Raw genomic sequence first — 17,198 nt, forward strand, 5'->3', positions numbered from 1 at the left:
CGCGGCTCGCTCACCCCGCCTCATTTCCGACCGCGGCTGCGATCTCGTCGGCGCTCGCGAAAGCACGCGGCAAGGTCTGCGCAACGCTACCGTCCGACCGTAAGACGACCGTCGCTGGCATCACATTTGCCACCCGCAATGCCGCGGCCACCCTGCGGCGGCCGTCCTGCAGCGTCGGCAGCCGAACGCCGAGTTCAGCCAACCGCAGCAACGCGGCCGTCTCGTTCTCATCCTGATGCACCGTCACCACCGTCACGTCAGACCCCACTCGACGTTGATACTCGGCCATTGCGGGCAATTCGGCAGTACAGGGAGCGCACCAGTACGCCCACAAATTGATCACCACCCGCCGTCCGGCGAGCACCTTGGCGACGTCGACGGCGGCCCCGTCAGCCGCGCATTCCACCACCACGCCCCGCAGCGAGGCTGCGCCGTCACCAACAACGGGGGTCGGGCAGGGCGACAGGTCGGCTCGCTGCCGGGGACCGGCCAGCGCTTCGGGAGTGTCGGCATCACGGTGTTCGCGCTGCTCGGGCGCCGCGTGGGGTGTCGCCGATGACGGATCGTCCCCCAGTTGGCCCACCAGCGCGACTATCAGAGCAGCCACCACCGCGACGATCGCTATGGTCCAGCGGACAGTTGAAGAAGGTGCCCTCACGGTTGTGGATCGAGGCCGGCCAGAGCCAGCAGGTGCTCGGCTTCCGGGCCTTGGACCAGCGGGGCAGCCAGCAGCGGTTCCGTAGGACCGAGGCCGTAGGAGGGGCAGTCCTTGGCCAGTACGCACACCCCGCACGCCGGTTTACGGGCGTGGCACACCCGTCGGCCGTGGAAGATGACCCGGTGGCTGAGCAGCGTCCACTCTTTGCGCTCGATCAGTTCGCCGACCGCGTGCTCCACCTTGACCGGGTCTTCCTCGGCGGTCCATCGCCACCGCCGCACCAGGCGCCCGAAGTGCGTGTCGACGGTGATGCCCGGGATGTCGAACGCATTGCCCAGGATCACGTTGGCGGTCTTGCGGCCAACGCCCGGCAGCGTCACCAGTTCTGCCATGGTCTTCGGCACCTCACCGTCGAACCGCTCGACGAGGGCCTGGCCGAGCCCGATCAGCGAGGACGCCTTGTTGCGGAAAAAACCGGTTGGGTGGATCAGCGTCTCCAACTCGGTGCGATCTGCCTGCGCGTAGTCGAGTGCTGTCCGGTACTTCAAGAACAGCGGAGGGGTCGTGAGATTCACCCGTTTATCCGTGCTCTGCGCCGACAGAATTGTGGCGACCGCGAGTTCGAGCGGCGAGGTGAAGTCCAGTTCGCAGTAGACATGCGGAAACGCTTGTGCCAGTTCGCGATTCATTCGTCGAGCCCGCCGCACCAGTCCGGTGCGGGTCTCGTTGGCAAAGCGCTTGGCGACCACCGGTGCGGCCGGGGCAGGCTTTGATTTCGCGCGCCCGGGACTCCGCCCCGAGAAGTCCGCCGCTGTCACCTACGACAGAGTACTGATTTCGTAATCTCTCTGAGACCTTGACCATGTTTACTCATTTTGTGTTGTGGTTGCTGGTGGCCTGCATTCCGGCGTTGCTGATGCTGGCCACACTCGGGCTCGGACGGCTGGAACGGTCGCTTGCCCATGACACGGTGACGGCCACGGACGTCGCCGAATTTCTCGATCAGGCGGAGCCCGTCGATGTCCACACGCTGGCCCGAGAGGGAATGCCCGAAGCGTTGGAGTATCTGCATCGCCGGCAGGCTCTCGAACTCGCCGCGCCGCCGCAGCACAAGGCACTCACCGGTCGACACCATGCGGAGACTTTCTTAACCGCGGACGTCGTCCGCATCGAATCCGGCCTGCCCACTCGCATCACACCCAGCAGGGAAGTGCGCTACCGGACCAGCACGCAATTTTCAGTGAGTCAGCACATTAATCGTGTGTAGCGTTGGCACGCCGCACGGATTGGCCTACCTTTAGAATCGTGTCGGCCGTCACAGATTGGCCCGCTCACATCACTTCGTTGGAGGGTTGAAAAGGCACGTGGACGAAATCCTGGCAAGGGCTGGAATCTTTCAAGGGGTTGAGCCCAGCGCAGTCGCGGCACTCACCAAGCAACTGCAGCCAGTCGACTTTCCCCGCGGACACACCGTGTTCGCCGAAGGCGAGCCGGGTGACCGGCTGTACATCATCGTGGCGGGAAAGGTGAAGATCGGCCGGCGCTCACCGGATGGTCGGGAGAACTTGCTGACGATCATGGGCCCGTCGGACATGTTCGGCGAGCTGTCGATCTTCGACCCGGGTCCGCGGACGTCGAGCGCGACGACGATCACCGAGGTGCGCGCGGTATCCATGGACCGCGATGCGCTGCGGGCGTGGATCGCCGACCGGCCGGAGATCGCCGAGCAACTGCTGCGGGTGTTGGCGCGCCGGCTGCGTCGCACCAACAACAACCTGGCTGACCTGATCTTCACCGACGTGCCGGGCCGGGTGGCCAAGCAGCTGCTGCAGCTCGCTCAGCGTTTCGGCACCCAGGAGGGTGGCGCGATGCGGGTCACCCACGACCTGACTCAGGAAGAGATCGCCCAGCTTGTCGGCGCTTCCCGGGAGACGGTGAACAAGGCGCTGGCCGACTTCGCGCACCGCGGCTGGATCCGTTTAGAGGGGAAGAGCGTGCTCATCTCCGACTCCGAACGCCTGGCAAGACGGGCGCGTTAGTTACGCCGAGCGCTACTGGGTGCGCAGGTAGTTGAGTTGCACCTGCACGGACCACTCCGCGGCGTCCCACAGCTTCTCGTCGACGTCGGTGTAGACGTGTTCGACGATCTGGCGGGCGCTCGCGTCCTCTCCTAGGTCGCGTAACGCAGAGCGCACCTGTTCCAGGCGTTCCTGTCGGTGCACCAGGTAGTCGTGGGTGATCGCGTCCAGATCCGGCAGCTCCGGCCCATGCCCGGGCAGCACGGCCCGGCGCCCGAGCCCGCGCAACCTGTTCAGCGATTCCAGGTAGTCGGTCAGGCTGCCGTCTTCCTTGTCCATCACCGTCGTGCCGCGGCCCAACACCGTGTCGGCGGTCAGCACCGCGTCCTCCAGTACGAACGACAGCGAGTCTGCGGTATGGCCCGGGGTGGACATGACTTTGATCTTGAGGCCCGCAGCGTCGATCACCTCGCCATCGGTGAGATGGCCGCCGAGGCCGCGCAGGAATCCGCTGCCCGCGGACCGTACCGTCGCCCCGGTCAGCTCGACCAGCTTGTCGATGCCGTCGGTGTGGTCCGGGTGGCGATGACTTATCAACACCAGGGAGACACGGCCCAGCGCGGCGATGCGCGCAATGTGCTGGTCGTCGTCGGGCCCGGGGTCGACGATCACCAATTCGTCGCTGCGTGGGCCGCGTAGCACCCAGGTATTGGTGCCTTCCAGCGTCATCAAGCCGGGGTTGTCGGCCAACAGGACCGAGGCAGTGTCCGTGACCGCCCGCAACAATCCGTATGCGGGATGGGTCAGCGACTCAGCCTCAGTCACGATCGTTAACCAACCTCCACGATGAGCTCAACTTCGACCGGAGCACCCAGCGGCAGTTCGGCCACGCCGACCGCCGAGCGCGCGTGTGAACCGCGGTCGCCGAACACCTCGCCCAGCAATTCGGAGGCCCCGTTGATGACGCTCGGTTGACCGTGAAATCCCGGCGCCGAGGCGACGAACCCGACCACCTTGACCACCTGGGTCACCGAGTCCAAGCCGACCAGCGAGTCCACCGCGGCCAGCGCGTTGAGCGCACAGATCTGAGCCAGCGCTCGCGCCTCTTCGGGTGTCACGTCCGCACCGACCTTGCCAATATGCGTCAACTTGCCGTCCACGAACGGCAATTGACCGGCGGTGTAGACCAGATTGCCGGTGCGTACCGCGGGGACGTAGGCCGCCAGCGGGGCGACCACCTGCGGAAGCACGAGGCCGAGTTCTTCTACGCGAGCTTTGGCGCTCATCGACGTTGCCCCCTACTTCGGGCGCTTCAGGTAGGCCACGTGCTGCTCGCCTGTTGGCCCCGGCAGCACGGCTACCAACTCCCAGCCGTCGGCGCCCCACTGGTCGAGGATCTGCTTGGTGGCGTGGGTGAGCAGCGGAATCGTCGCGTATTCCCATGTCGTAGGTTGGGTCATCCCGCGAGCTTATCCGCCACAGTTGACCAGCTCCGGCCAGCCCGGCAGCCGGCCGAACCGGTAGGGCTAGCATGCGATAGTGGCAAACACTTCTAGCGGCGGTCGCTCCGTCGGGTGGCCGTCGCGGTTGTCGAAGGCCCGCCTCCATTTTGTGACCGGCAAGGGCGGCACGGGTAAGTCGACGATCGCGGCCGCACTGGCGCTGACCCTGGCTGCGGGCGGGCGCAAAGTCCTACTGGTCGAGGTCGAGGGGCGGCAAGGCATTGCGCAACTCTTCGACGTCCCGCCCCTGCCCTACCAGGAACTCAAAATCGCGACCGCGGAACGCGGAGGTCAGGTCAATGCCCTGGCGATCGATATCGAGGCTGCCTTCCTGGAATACCTCGACATGTTCTACAACCTGGGTATCGCCGGCCGCGCCATGCGCCGGATCGGCGCGATCGAATTCGCCACCACGATCGCGCCCGGCCTGCGTGACGTGCTGCTCACCGGCAAAATCAAAGAGTCGGTGATTCGCGTCGATAAAGCGAAAAACCCGGTGTACGACGCAATCGTGGTGGACGCGCCGCCGACCGGCCGTATCGCCCGCTTCCTTGACGTCACCAAGGCGGTGTCAGAGCTGGCCAAGGGCGGGCCCGTGCATTCGCAGGCCGACGGCGTGGTCAAGCTGCTGCATTCCGATCAGACCGCGATCCACCTGGTGACGCTGCTCGAAGCGCTTCCGGTGCAGGAAACTTTGGAAGCCATCGAGGAACTCGCGGAGATGGAACTGCCGATCGGCAGCGTGATCGTGAACCGCAATATCCCGGCCCATCTCAATGCCGACGACCTCACCAAGGCGGCCGAGGGCGTCGTCGATGCGGACGCCGTCCGGGCCGGGCTCGCCTCCGCCGGAATCGAGCTCGACGACAACGATTTCGCCGGTCTGCTGACCGAGACCATTCAGCACGCCACCCGGATCACCGCGCGCGCCGAGACCGCGCAACAGCTGGACGCCTTGAAGGTGCCCCGCCTCGAACTACCGACCATCTCTGACGGTGTCGACCTGGGCAGCCTGTACGAACTTTCGGAAGCACTTGCGCAACAGGGGGTTCGCTAGCATGACCCAGGCACACAAGCCGAAAACCCTTGAGATGGCCGCCATTCTGGCGGACACCACCAACCGGGTTATCGTGTGCTGCGGCGCCGGCGGCGTCGGCAAGACCACCACCGCCGCGGCCATCGCGTTACGCGCGGCCGAATATGGGCGCACCGTAGTCGTTTTGACGATCGACCCGGCCAAGCGGCTTGCACAAGCGTTGGGAGTCAACGACCTTGGCAATACTCCGCAGCGCGTCCCGCTAGCGCCGGAAGTCCCCGGCGAACTCCACGCGATGATGCTGGACATGCGCCGCACGTTCGACGAGATGGTCGTTCAGTACTCGGGATCCGATCGCGCACAGTCGATTCTGGACAACCAGTTCTACCAGACCGTCGCCACTTCGCTGGCCGGCACGCAAGAGTACATGGCCATGGAGAAGCTCGGTCAGCTGTTGGCCCAGGACCGTTGGGACCTGGTGGTGGTGGACACCCCGCCGTCGCGCAACGCACTGGATTTCCTGGACGCGCCTAAACGTCTGGGCAGCTTCATGGACGGCCGGCTGTGGCGGCTGTTGCTCGCGCCGGGACGGGGCTTCGGCCGACTGGTCACCGGTGTAATGGGCTTGGCCATGAAGGCGATGTCGACGATCCTCGGGTCACAGATGCTCGGAGACGCGGCGGCATTCGTGCAGTCGCTGGACGCCACTTTCGGGGGCTTCCGGGAAAAGGCCGACCGCACCTACGCGTTGCTGAAACGGCGAGGCACCCAGTTCGTCGTCGTGTCGGCCGCCGAGCCCGACGCCCTACGCGAGGCGTCCTTCTTTATCGACCGGCTGTCCCAAGAAGGGATGCCGTTGGCGGGTCTGGTCTTGAACCGCACTCACCCGATGCTGTGCGCGCTGCCTGCCGAGAGTGCCGTCGATGCCACCGAGAAACTGCACTCCGACGACACGGAGTCTGGGTCATTGACGTCCGCCGTGCTGACGATCCACTCCGAACGCGCCCAGACGGCCAAGCGGGAGATACGCCTGTTGTCCCGATTCACGGGCGCCAACCCGCACGTGCCAGTGATCGGGGTGCCGTCGTTGCCGTTCGACGTGTCGGACCTGGAAGCGCTACGCGCTCTCGCGGACCAGATCACCTCGGGCTGATCGGGCTCGACGCGACCGGATACCGCCGTGACCAGCGGCAATATCCTCATGATCTCGTTATATTCGACATCGCGTCAGTGATAACGATCTGCCCACACTGGCCCCACCAGCACCAAAACTATCTCTGACCTGCGAGAACGCCGCTTCCGCGATAGTACGCTGAGCTAACGTGTAACAAAAAAGTAATGATGAACGTGTCGAATTGGCCCACGACGCGCCACCCGCGATCCACCCCACCGACGCTGTTTCTGCGGCCCTATAAGCGCCGATCCGAAAGGCGCCCGCTTAACCGAGCTGCCAAAAATCGCCCTGAACTGCACAAATATGCCCGCCACGGAAGGTGATGAGCTCGGCCTTAACGAAAAAGAAATAACGGGGACTGCTCAGCAGTCCCCGCTTGGGATGAGATTGGGGTCAGATCAGATGATGCCGCGACGCTTGCGCTTGTCGAAGTAGTCGCCCCAGTTGGCCACCTCGGGGTTCTGCTTGAGCAGCGCACGGCGCTGGCGCTCGGTCATGCCGCCCCACACGCCGAACTCGACCTTATTGTCCAGGGCGTCGGCGCCACATTCCTGCATCACAGGGCAGTGCCGGCAGATGACCGCGGCCTTGCGCTGGGCTGCTCCACGCACGAACAGTTCGTCAGGGTCGGTGGCCCGGCACAACGCTTGCGACACCCACGCGGTGCGGTCGTCCTGCTCGACACTGCGGAGGAGGTTGCCTGCGGATGTGAGGCTGGTCCTGCGACCGCCCGGACGTGTATCGGACACGAGCTCATCCCTTCCTTCCGGTCGCTACCTTGCGACCGCCCTCCTCCGGCACCAGCCAGTGATGCGATCTACGCCACATTGGAGCCACCGGTGTTACCTGAATCTCACTGCGATTCTAAGTTAGGCGTCAGGTGGCGATTGCGCAACAGTCCGATAACGCTTCTTCTGGGACGTGCGTGCCGTCTTGCGTCGAGCCGCCGGGGCAGTTGGGTCGCTCGCGATACATTTTGTGGCTCTGACCAGTGACGTAGCCGTAAGTTCGCCTCACCTTACCGGTGCCTAGGCCGGAAAACACCTGCTGAGAAATTATTTCCACCCGCGCGGCGAGGTGCCGTGACGAGGGGTCGCTACTGTAGTACGCATGTCCGAACGTCCCCCGGTTGTGCTCACGCTGCTGAAGCTCGCAGGTTTCTGCTTGCTGGCCAGCATCGTCGCCACCGCGCTGATGTTCCCTTTCGCCGGTGGAATCGGGCTGATGTCCAACCGCGCCTCCGAAGTTGTCGCCAACGGTTCGGCGCAGCTCCTCGAGGGGCAGGTGCCGGCGGTGTCGACGATGGTCGACGCCAAGGGCAACACGATTGCGTGGCTGTACTCACAACGCCGGTTCGAGGTGCCGTCCGACAAGATCGCCAACACCATGAAGCTGGCGATCGTGTCCATCGAGGACAAGCGCTTCGCCGACCACAACGGCGTGGACTGGAAGGGCACCCTGACGGGCCTGGCCGGGTACGCGTCCGGTGATGTCGACACCCGCGGTGGCTCGACAATCGAGCAGCAGTACATCAAGAACTACCAACTTCTGGTCACCGCCCAGACCGACTCGGAGAAGCGCGCCGCCGTCGAGACCACCCCGGCGCGCAAGCTGCGCGAGATCCGGATGGCGCTGACACTGGACAAGACCTTCACCAAGCCGGAGATCCTGACCCGCTACCTCAACCTGGTGTCGTTCGGGAACAACTCTTTCGGCGTGCAGGATGCCGCCCAGACTTACTTCGGCGTGAATGCGACCGACCTCAACTGGCAGCAGGCAGCGCTGCTGGCCGGCATGGTGCAGTCGACCAGCGCGCTCAACCCCTACACCAACCCCGAGGGCGCGCTGGCCCGACGGAACCTGGTGCTGGACACCATGATCACGAACATCCCCAACGAGGCCGACGCCCTGCGTGCGGCCAAAGCTCAGCCGTTGGGAATCCTGCCGCAGCCCAACGAGTTGCCACGCGGCTGTATCGCGGCCGGCGATCGCGCCTTCTTCTGCGACTACGTCCAGGAGTACCTGTCGCGCGCCGGCATCAGTAAGGAACAGGTTGCCCGCGGCGGATACCTGATTCGCACCACGCTCGATCCCGATGTGCAGATCCCGGTCAAGTCGGCGATCGACAAGTTCGCTCCCCCGACGCTCAGCGGCATCTCGAGCGTGATGAGCGTGATCCTGCCCGGCAAGACCTCGCACAAAGTGGTCGCGATGGCCAGCAACCGCAAGTACGGACTGGACACCGAGGCCGGCGAAACGATGCGGCCCCAGCCGTTCTCACTGGTAGGCGATGGCGCCGGGTCGATCTTCAAGATCTTCACCACCGCCGCGGCGCTGGACATGGGGATGGGCATCAATGCCCAGCTCGACGTGCCGCCGCGGTTCCAGGGCAAGGGCCTGGGCAGCGGTGGCGCCAAGGGGTGCCCCAAGGACACCTGGTGCGTAATCAACGCCGGAAATTACCGCGGCGCGATGAGCGTCACGGACGCCCTCGCCACCTCGCCTAACACGGCTTTTGCCAAGTTGATCTCCCAGGTCGGCGTCACACGCGCGGTCGACATGGCGATCAAACTCGGATTGCGGTCCTACGCCAATCCCGGCACCGCTCGCGACTACAACCCCGACAGCAACGAGAGCCTGGCCGACTTCGTCAAGAGGCAGAACATCGGCTCGTTCACACTCGGCCCCATCGAGGTCAACGCGCTGGAGCTGTCGAACGTCGCCGCGACGCTGGCATCCGGCGGCACCTGGTGCCCGCCGAACCCGATCGACAAGCTAATCGACCGCAACGGCAATGAGGTCGCCGTCACCACCGAGACCTGCGAACAGGTGGTGCCCGAGGGGCTGGCCAACACCCTCGCCAACGCCATGAGCAAGGACGCGGTAGGCAGCGGCACGGCCGCCGGTTCCGCGGGCGCGGCCGGCTGGGATCTGCCGGTGGCCGGTAAGACCGGCACCACCGAAGCTCACCGGTCGTCCGGTTTCGTCGGCTTCACCAACCGCTACGCGGCCGCCAACTACATCTACGACGACTCACCGTCGCCGACGGATCTGTGTTCCGGCCCGTTGCGGCACTGCGGCAGCGGCGACTTGTATGGCGGCAACGAGCCGGCTCGCACCTGGTTCACCGCGTTGAAGCCGATCGCCAACAACTTCGGTGAAGTACATCTACCGCCCACCGATACGCGCTACGTCGAAGGTTCACCCGGGTCCCGGGTGCCTAGCGTGGCCGGTCTGGACGAGTCCGCAGCCCGTCAGCGGTTGCGGGACGCGGGGTTCCAGGTCGCCGATCAGTCGAACTCGGTCAACAGCTTGGCCAAGTTGGGCGAGGTGGTCGGAACGTCGCCCACCGGTCAGACCATTCCGGGTTCGATCGTGACGATCCAGATCAGTAACGGCATTCCGCCGCCACCGCCGCCGCCACCGGAGGGTGGTCTGCCACCGGAGGTCATCGGCTCGCAGGTCGTCGAGATTCCTGGGCTGCCGCCGATCACCATTCCGCTGTTGGCGCCGCCCCCACCGCCTGCGCCGCCCCCGTAGGCCCGGATCGCGCGGGAGACGCGCGATCAGTCGCCGGGCGGCAGTAAACTGCCGGGCATGGCTGATGTTTTGCCCGTCTTGTTGCGCACCGGTGCCGCCGTCGTCGGCTCGGCGGTCGCTGGGATCGGTTACGCCTCGGTTGTCGAGCGCAATGCGTTCGTCCTGCGCGAGGTAACGATTCCGGTCCTGACCCCGGGTTCCACACCGTTGCGAGTGCTGCATATCAGTGATCTGCACATGACGCCCAACCAGCGGCGTAAGCAGGCCTGGGTGCGTGAGCTGGCCAGTTGGGAACCCGACCTGGTGGTCAATACCGGCGACAACCTGGCCCACCCCAAGGCGGTGCCCGCTGTCGTGCAATCCCTGGGTGACCTGTTGTCCCGACCCGGCGTGTTCGTGTTCGGCAGCAATGACTACTTCGGGCCTCGTCTGAAGAATCCGGCGAACTACCTGATCAACAAGGGTCACCGGGTCCGCGGCGAAGCGTTGCCCTGGCAGGACCTGCGGGCGGCTTTCTCCGAGCGTGGCTGGTTGGACATGACCCACACCCGCCGTGAATTCGAGGTGGCGGGCCTGCACATCGCCGCCGCCGGCGTTGACGACCCACACATCGACCGGGACCGCTACGACACCATCGCGGGACCCGCCAGCCCGGCCGCCAACCTGAGGCTGGGCCTGACCCACTCCCCGGAACCGCGGGTGCTGGACCGCTTCGCGGCCGACGGCTACCAGTTGGTAATGGCCGGCCACACCCACGGCGGCCAGTTGTGCCTGCCGTTCTACGGGGCCATCGTCACCAACTGCGGACTGGACCGATCCCGGGCCAAGGGACCGTCCCAGTGGGGTGCGAACACCCGACTGCATGTGTCTGCGGGTCTCGGCACCTCTCCGTTCGCGCCGGTGCGGTTCTGCTGCCGGCCCGAAGCGACGCTGCTGACCCTGATCGCCACCCCGATGGGTGGCCATGACACCACTAGCAATCTCGGCCGACAGCCCACTGCGTCGTCGGTGCGTTGAACGATCGAACTCAGATCGCGGACCGCAGTCTGTCCCGGCGTTGGACTGACAATGCGATCCGACTGATTGAGGCCGACGCACGTCGCAGCGCCGACACCCACCTGCTGCGCTATCCGCTACCGGCCGCGTGGGGCATTGGGGCCGGCGTGGAGTTGTATCTCAAAGACGAGACGACCCACATCACCGGGAGCCTCAAGCACCGGCTGGCCCGCTCCCTGTTCCTCTACGCGTTGTGCAACGGCTGGATCGGCGAAGGCACCACAGTCGTCGAGGCGTCCTCGGGTTCGACCGCGGTCTCGGAGGCCTACTTTGCCGCACTGCTGGGTTTGCCATTCGTCGCGGTGATGCCGGCGGCGACCAGCGCGGCCAAGATCGCACTGATCGAATCGCAAGGTGGTCGTTGCCATTTCGTCGAGAAGTCCAGCGAGGTCTACGCCGAGGCCGCGCGCCTCGCCGACGAGGCCGGCGGCCACTACCTGGACCAGTTCACCAACGCCGAACGGGCCACCGACTGGCGTGGCAACAACAACATCGCCGAGTCGATCTATCTGCAGATGCGCTCGGAGACACACCCGATACCCGCGTGGATTGTCGTGGGTGCCGGCACCGGCGGAACCAGCGCGACGATCGGCCGCTATATCCGCTACCAACGGCACGCGACCCGGCTGTGTGTAGTCGACCCGGAGAATTCCGCGTTCTTCCCGGCCTACGCCCAGGGGCGACTGGACATCACGACCGGCGCATCGTCACGGATCGAAGGCATCGGCCGACCGCGGGTTGAGCCGTCTTTTCTGCCGTCGGTGGTGGACCGGATGGTCGCAGTGCCCGACGCCGCCTCAATCGCCGCCGCGCGCCACGTCAGCGCCGTCCTGGGGCGCCGGGTGGGGCCGTCTACGGGCACCAATCTGTGGGGCGCCTTCGGCCTGCTGGCGGAGATGGTCGCCGAGGGCCGCAGCGGTTCGGTGGTCACGCTGCTGGCCGACAGCGGTGATCGGTATGCCGACACTTACTTCAGCGACGAGTGGGTGGCCGCTGCCGGGATCGATCCCCGCGCCGCGTCCAGCACACTGGTCGAGTTCGAGCGATCCTGTCGCTGGAACTGATCCGCCGACCTGCCGTTTGGGAAGTACCTGGTCGGGTGCGATAGGCTGTCGAGGCTTCAATCGGGGTGTGGCGCAGCTTGGTAGCGCGCTTCGTTCGGGACGAAGAGGTCGCAGGTTCAAATCCTGTCACCCCGACACTCACAAGGCCCTGGCCAGCACATATGTGGCCGGGGCCTTGTTGCATCCTGGGTAGGAACTAATACGATCGGAATGCGCCGAGCAGGCGCGTGAACACATTTCGCTTATCTGTGTTGAGAGGTAGCGAATATGCCGCACGGGTTCCGCATTGAGCGCAGTACTGCCGTTGCAGCCCAACAGCTCTACGACCGACTCGCAGACGCAGCGTCATGGGATCAATGGGCCCCCATGGTTGGCCGTTCGGAAGTGGTTCAGTCCGGCCCCAATGATCCGTTGGGCGCCGGCACGATCCGCAGAATGACAGGTCTCCGCGGGCTGCTGACGGTCGACGAGGAGATCCTGGAAGCCAAATCGCCGACATATCAGCGGTACACGGTCCGCGGCCTCCCTACCCGCGATTACATCGGAGAGGTCCATATCGACGAGGTCGACGGTCGGACGCAAATCGTCTGGACCGGCCGATTTGAGCCTCGTGTCCCCGGCACCGGCCCGGCGCTAGCCAAGTTTCTTGGATATTCGATACGCCGAATCACCGAGCGTTTGATCGTCGAGTGTGAGCGCACGTCGGTCAACGACGTGTAGTCCTGCGATGCCGCCGACGGTGCCCTAGACCGGTTCGGCCGAATTGTTGGCACGCTCGGATGCGGTGAACCGCAATTGGTCGAACTCCGAATGTGAGCCGATAGTGGCCTGACTGATGCTGCATAAGTCGCTGGCAATCTGTTGGGCGAGTCGGGCCAACTTCGTGTTGTGCGCTTGAGACAGCGACGTCAACATGTTGATTGCGGCGGACTCGTTGATGTCGTAGACGAACATCAAAATGCCCTTGGCTTGTTCGATTGCGCCACGACTCCGGGCGATCGCCTCGACCTTCGGGCGTCACGTTGACGTAGAACCGTGAATTCCCACCCTGACAACCTTCGCTACCTGCGGACGGTCGTCGGGGGTTGGTAGCCGTGGATGCGGTGGACTTCGTCAGACCACTCTCACCGCTCCTGCACGAAATAGAAGCGGAACCATCCCACCCGCCGTGGCGCCTCGATGGTCAGCGCCTCGTCCACCGCTGCGGCTTGGGCATCCAGGTCCGATTTCACTGCGCCCGGCTAGGGGTTTGAGGTGGGGATTTCGCCGTCTGCTCAGCGCGAGACAGACGACTCGTGCGGCACTCTTGCCAAAGGACGACCGCACGCTGGCATTCTTCGCTCGATGCGGCACACAGTTCGCGGGATCTGCTGATGCTGTCCTGAACGCGCCTGCGGGTGGCAGCAGCGGCATCCCGCGTCGACACTGCTGACGCGTTGCCCTCCAGACGTTTGACCATTGCCGCCACTCGGCGGGCGCTGCGGACGCGGTGAGCCCGCTGCCGACACGCCGGCGTGCAGTAGACCGCATCGGATCGGCCGTCGAAACAAGCCCCGCAAACTGCGCATTCGACCCTGGCCATAGCCGTCACGTTACAACTACCAGGCGCTGGTCAGCACCTCAAAAGTTCTCGACGCACAGACGCGAACTGCCGCGTCACGTCACCTTGAGGTTCAAGGTGACGTGACGCGGCAGTTTTGCTGGCGGTTAGTACCAAGCTCTACGGCCGCCGACCGGGCGACCTACCGCGCCCAGAATCCATAAGACGACCCCAACGAGCAGGAGGACGCCACCAATTGTGTACAGAATGCTGATCCCGGTGAAATAACCAACCACCAGGAGAACGATCCCCAGGATAATCACGTCGCGCTCCTTCTGATGTTGTTGAACGCTGTCTAATTGGCCGACCCAATTCATGTGTACCCCGCGACATGTGCGCCCAATCACAATGGATTGCAACAGATTTTGGTCGGGAAATCAGGCCTAGCCGTCAAACGCAATACGCGGACGAAACCGCACCCTGGTGCCGTTGCGCGGGGCCAACATGATCGAACGGCGCACGATCTTCTCGGGCCTGTCATCGACGGCGGTGAACTCACCTTCACGCAGCAGCACGTGCAAGACCGTCACGAGTTCCCGCATCGAAAATGCCGCGCCCAGACACCGTTTCACGCCACCTCCGAACGGCAGCCAGGCATAGGTCTGCGGCCGGGTGCCGAGAAATCGTTCGGGCCGGAACTCGTGCGGTCGGTCATAGGTAGCCGGATTGCGGTTTATGGCGATGATGTGGATGACGATTCGCGTTCCGGCGGCTACGAGATAGTCGCCGATGACAATCGGTTTCGCGGCGACTCGAGAGGTCAACGGCGCCGGCGGGCGCACCCGCAATGTTTCGTCGATCACGGCCGTCGTGAAGGATTCCGCTCCGCTGACCGCCTCTTCCCGTACTCGCCGTAGCGCGTCGGGATGGTGCAACAACAGATCGAACACCCACGCCAACGTGGTGGCGGTGGTTTCGTGACCGGCCAACATCAAGGTGATCAGGTCATCGCGAATCTCGCTGTCCGACAACCCCTCTCCGTCCTCACCCCGGGCCGACATGAGCAGTGCCAGGATGTCGCGTTGCTCTCCCAACGCCGGGTCGGCGCGGCGCGCGGCGATGAGTGGAAGTACCACATCGTCGATCTCGCGGTTGGCCCGCGCCCGGGACGGCCAGACCCGCAGCGTTCCGAGGTGCCGCAGGGCGTAGCGGACGGTCAATTGCTCTGAGACACCGAGATTCAGCAGCCGCTCGAAAGGTTGCCCCAACCGCCGCACCTCGGCGGGATCCTCGACACCAAAGATGACCTTGACGATCACATCCAGCATCAGTGCCCGCGCCGCCTGCAGCATCTCGAATGGATGGTCAACCGGCCAGTCGCGCATCGCCGCCCGAGTGGAAGCCTCGATGATCGGCACGTAACTGTTCAGCGCCGATCCGTGCAACGGCGGCGTCAGCAGTTTGCGTCGCCGCAGATGCTCGGGTTCCTCTTGGACGAACATCGACCCGGATCCGTAGATTGCCGCTGCGGGGCCTACCCCTTCTCCCCCGAGCAGCACATCCGTTGGTGCGGTGAAAACCTCCTTGACCAGCGCCGGGTCGGAAACGATCGCGACATCACCAAGACTCAGAATCGGCATCGTCATGATCGGCCCGTGGCGACGGATCAATCGGAGCATCCGCCGCTCCCCGCCCACCAGGTAGGCCACCGCATACACCGTCGCGAAGAGGCTTCGCAACCGGCGCGGTGCGGGCAGGCCGGGCGGAGGGCTCACGGGCGCTGCCACGCTGTCGACCCAACACGGCGCCGCCAGCTAGGTCAAGGCGCCACGGCGCCCGGGGACCCGAAGGGGCCCGGCGAGGCACTTAGGAGCAGTCGGCGCAAATCTGTCGCCCGCCGCTGGAGACGCGCAAGCGGTTGCGGTGCTGCACCAGGAAGCAGCATGAGCAGGTGAACTCGTCGGAGCGTTGCGGGATGACAACTACCGAGAGCTCCTCACCAGACAGATCCGCGCCCGGCAGTTCGAAGAAGGGGGTGTCGTTGGGGTCCTCGTCGACGACGACCATGCCCACCGTGGGCAGGGGCCCCAGGTCGCGCAGGGCAGACTTGTCTGCGGTATCGACGTCGGTCACACGGCGAGCGTCGTAGTCAGTGGCGGTACGCATGGTATTCCCTCCTGAGTGGTCGGGCCACGCACCTCGTGCTCGCCCGTTGGCGCAGGAGATACCCCTTTCGGCCGCGGCTCACACCCAACTGTCGGAAGAAATTCCGCACGTGGTAACGCGGCCGCGCGAGCCCCCTTGGAAGGAACGGAAACGTGCCCTACCGGGCGGGCCAACCGCCCGCGTACGGCGACACCTGGACAGCCGAGATCCCGCGCTGCTGATTACGGGCCCCGGCCCGCTGACTTTGCGACAACCAGGCCAGCCCGAACCACGGCGACAGGATGGCCAGCACCAGCGAGACGCCGGCTACAAGTTCGTGTCCGTGCGTCATTGCGACAAGCCCGATCACCAGGCCGATCGCCCAGGTGGCGGCGGCCAGCAGGCCGGGCACGCTGAAAGCGTCCTCGTCCGAGTCGCCGGCCATGGCCGACCCGGGAGCTATCGCGTCGGCTGCGAGGTGAACCATGACCACTCCTAATCGAACAGCTAATAATCAATTTGGATAATGCATCCCATAGATAGTGTTTCTGCACCATCTAATCGTTGGGCGTGCCAGCTTTAAGACAACGTCGCAGACATCATCAGGCCTCGCGCGCACGCGATCAAGACCTGCAAGGCAAACGGACGACGTCAACTTCATTACGCCGTACCAGAACGTGAAGACGCCGGCCGTGGCGGCTACCGCTGTAAGTCGACCACCAGCGGGCGATGGTCCGAAATCGGCATCAACTCAGCGCTCGCGGCGTCGGCGCGCAGATCGTCAGCGTCGGTCAGGATGTGGTCGAGCTGACGATTGGGAGCGGGCGCGGGGAACGTGACGGCCGAGACCAACGGCCGCATACCCGAATAGCGCTGCACTGCCGCCGGCGTCAGATTGAGGTCGCCGAGCAGCACCCGGGGACCGGGAAGTCCGCGCAGGTCGCGCACCAGGCGCCGCAGCTGACGCCGATTCCAACCGGGCACGAAGGACAGGTGCGTGTTGGCCACCGTCATCAGCCCCAACGGGGTCTGCAACCGGGCGATGACGGCGGCGCGCGGCTCTTCGTCGACGATTAACACCTTGTTCGCTCCGGGCAGGTACATCGGGAAGCGCAACGGGATGCGCGGCATCCGCACCACCTGCCAACTGACGGCCGGGAAGCGGGACAGCAGCGCGATGCCGTACGCCGCAGTTCCGGGCCGCTCCCGGCCGGTGGCGGCGATCCAGGTCGCTCCTGGCGTTCCCGAGATGGCGGCCACGAATCGGTGCTCGACCGCGCCCATCGCTTCGGCGGCCGCCGCGGTCAGATCTACCCGGCCGGAGCGGGGCTGATCGACGTCAACCTCCTGCAGAGCAAGTACATCGGGATTGAGCAGACGGACGCATTCCTGCAGACGCTGCACGTCGACGATGCCATCTGCGACGGTGCGGCCATGCAAGATGTTGAAGGTCGCGACCCGCATG

The 17,198-nt window shown here is 64.9% G+C and carries 19 protein-coding genes and 1 tRNA gene; 9 read left to right on the top strand and 11 right to left on the bottom strand.

The window, feature by feature from the left end; translation table 11 throughout:
- Positions 1-10: 10 nt before the first annotated feature.
- Both ACZY1I_RS22925 and nth read right to left on the bottom strand, forming a co-directional pair.
- Entirely contained in the window at positions 11-658 is a 648-nt protein-coding gene (locus ACZY1I_RS22925) for a TlpA family protein disulfide reductase (RefSeq protein WP_463757592.1), read from the bottom strand.
- Positions 655-1,347 carry an endonuclease III gene (gene nth, locus ACZY1I_RS22930; RefSeq protein ID WP_463757952.1) on the bottom strand — a complete coding sequence of 231 codons (693 nt, stop codon included), beginning with the start codon at positions 1,345-1,347 and terminating at the stop codon, positions 655-657. Before nth ends, ACZY1I_RS22925 begins: the two co-directional genes overlap by 4 nt.
- A gap of 173 nt (positions 1,348-1,520) precedes the next feature.
- Here nth and ACZY1I_RS22935 point away from each other — a divergent pair, with 173 nt between their 5' ends.
- Positions 1,521-1,925, top strand: a complete 405-nt coding sequence (locus ACZY1I_RS22935) for a hypothetical protein (RefSeq protein WP_463757594.1) — start codon at positions 1,521-1,523, stop codon at positions 1,923-1,925.
- 97 nt (positions 1,926-2,022) lie between these two features.
- Entirely contained in the window at positions 2,023-2,697 is a 675-nt protein-coding gene (crp, locus tag ACZY1I_RS22940; protein WP_036362963.1) for a cAMP-activated global transcriptional regulator CRP, read from the top strand.
- A 12-nt stretch (positions 2,698-2,709) separates the two neighbouring features.
- Here crp and ACZY1I_RS22945 read toward each other — a convergent pair whose 3' ends face one another.
- Genes ACZY1I_RS22945 through ACZY1I_RS22955 form a run of 3 tightly spaced genes read right to left on the bottom strand, consistent with a single transcriptional unit; the run spans position 2,710 to position 4,136 of the window.
- Positions 2,710-3,504, bottom strand: coding sequence for an MBL fold metallo-hydrolase (locus ACZY1I_RS22945; RefSeq protein WP_463757954.1), 795 nt, complete (start codon positions 3,502-3,504; stop codon positions 2,710-2,712).
- Between the two features lie 2 nt (positions 3,505-3,506).
- Entirely contained in the window at positions 3,507-3,962 is a 456-nt protein-coding gene (locus ACZY1I_RS22950; protein ID WP_463757598.1) for a RidA family protein, read from the bottom strand.
- A gap of 12 nt (positions 3,963-3,974) precedes the next feature.
- A complete protein-coding gene (locus ACZY1I_RS22955; protein WP_120794267.1) occupies positions 3,975-4,136 on the bottom strand; it encodes a DUF4177 domain-containing protein in 162 nt (53 codons plus the stop codon).
- A 76-nt stretch (positions 4,137-4,212) separates the two neighbouring features.
- Here ACZY1I_RS22955 and bagA point away from each other — a divergent pair, with 76 nt between their 5' ends.
- Together bagA and bagB are read left to right on the top strand one after the other, a co-directional pair.
- Positions 4,213-5,235, top strand: coding sequence for an ATPase BagA (gene bagA / locus ACZY1I_RS22960; protein ID WP_463757956.1), 1,023 nt, complete (start codon positions 4,213-4,215; stop codon positions 5,233-5,235).
- Position 5,236: 1 nt separating this feature from the next.
- Positions 5,237-6,367 (top strand): ATPase BagB, encoded by a 1,131-nt coding sequence (bagB, locus tag ACZY1I_RS22965; RefSeq protein WP_463757602.1) that lies wholly within the window; start codon positions 5,237-5,239, stop codon positions 6,365-6,367.
- A 419-nt stretch (positions 6,368-6,786) separates the two neighbouring features.
- On the opposite strand, the gene ACZY1I_RS22970 is transcribed toward bagB, so the two are convergent.
- Complete coding sequence (locus tag ACZY1I_RS22970; RefSeq protein WP_463757605.1) at positions 6,787-7,137, bottom strand: WhiB family transcriptional regulator; 351 nt, start codon at positions 7,135-7,137, stop codon at positions 6,787-6,789.
- A 361-nt stretch (positions 7,138-7,498) separates the two neighbouring features.
- On the opposite strand from ACZY1I_RS22970, the gene ponA2 reads away from it, so the two are divergent.
- The 5 genes from ponA2 to ACZY1I_RS22995 all read left to right on the top strand — a co-directional run bounded on the left by ponA2 (position 7,499) and on the right by ACZY1I_RS22995 (position 12,768).
- A complete protein-coding gene (gene ponA2 / locus ACZY1I_RS22975) occupies positions 7,499-9,928 on the top strand; it encodes a transglycosylase/D,D-transpeptidase PonA2 (protein WP_463757607.1) in 2,430 nt (809 codons plus the stop codon).
- Positions 9,929-9,985: 57 nt separating this feature from the next.
- A complete protein-coding gene (locus ACZY1I_RS22980) occupies positions 9,986-10,945 on the top strand; it encodes a metallophosphoesterase (RefSeq protein ID WP_463757609.1) in 960 nt (319 codons plus the stop codon).
- The gene (cds1, locus tag ACZY1I_RS22985) at positions 10,942-12,048 is read left to right on the top strand and encodes an L-cysteine desulfhydrase Cds1 (protein WP_463757612.1); all 1,107 of its coding nucleotides are present in this window, start codon (positions 10,942-10,944) and stop codon (positions 12,046-12,048) included. The genes ACZY1I_RS22980 and cds1 overlap by 4 nt, the downstream gene beginning before the upstream one ends.
- Positions 12,049-12,109: 61 nt before the next feature.
- Positions 12,110-12,183, top strand: a tRNA-Pro gene (locus ACZY1I_RS22990).
- Positions 12,184-12,315: 132 nt separating this feature from the next.
- Positions 12,316-12,768 (top strand): SRPBCC family protein, encoded by a 453-nt coding sequence (locus tag ACZY1I_RS22995; protein WP_463757615.1) that lies wholly within the window; start codon positions 12,316-12,318, stop codon positions 12,766-12,768.
- 24 nt (positions 12,769-12,792) lie between these two features.
- Here the strand turns inward: ACZY1I_RS22995 and ACZY1I_RS23000 are convergent, their stop codons facing one another.
- The 5 genes from ACZY1I_RS23000 to ACZY1I_RS23020 all read right to left on the bottom strand — a co-directional run bounded on the left by ACZY1I_RS23000 (position 12,793) and on the right by ACZY1I_RS23020 (position 17,197).
- A complete protein-coding gene (locus ACZY1I_RS23000; RefSeq protein ID WP_463757617.1) occupies positions 12,793-13,002 on the bottom strand; it encodes a hypothetical protein in 210 nt (69 codons plus the stop codon).
- Between the two features lie 1,029 nt (positions 13,003-14,031).
- Positions 14,032-15,363 carry a cytochrome P450 gene (locus ACZY1I_RS23005; protein WP_463757620.1) on the bottom strand — a complete coding sequence of 444 codons (1,332 nt, stop codon included), beginning with the start codon at positions 15,361-15,363 and terminating at the stop codon, positions 14,032-14,034.
- Positions 15,364-15,454: 91 nt separating this feature from the next.
- Positions 15,455-15,754, bottom strand: a complete 300-nt coding sequence (locus ACZY1I_RS23010) for a DUF4193 domain-containing protein (RefSeq protein ID WP_463757624.1) — start codon at positions 15,752-15,754, stop codon at positions 15,455-15,457.
- A gap of 157 nt (positions 15,755-15,911) precedes the next feature.
- Positions 15,912-16,220: a hypothetical protein gene (locus ACZY1I_RS23015; protein WP_463757626.1), complete on the bottom strand. Its 309-nt coding sequence runs from the start codon at positions 16,218-16,220 to the stop codon at positions 15,912-15,914.
- 212 nt (positions 16,221-16,432) lie between these two features.
- Positions 16,433-17,197, bottom strand: a complete 765-nt coding sequence (locus ACZY1I_RS23020) for an endonuclease/exonuclease/phosphatase family protein (protein WP_463757628.1) — start codon at positions 17,195-17,197, stop codon at positions 16,433-16,435.
- Between the last annotated feature and the right edge of the window lies 1 nt (position 17,198).

Source organism: Mycobacterium sp. IDUB_37, assembly GCF_055419245.1.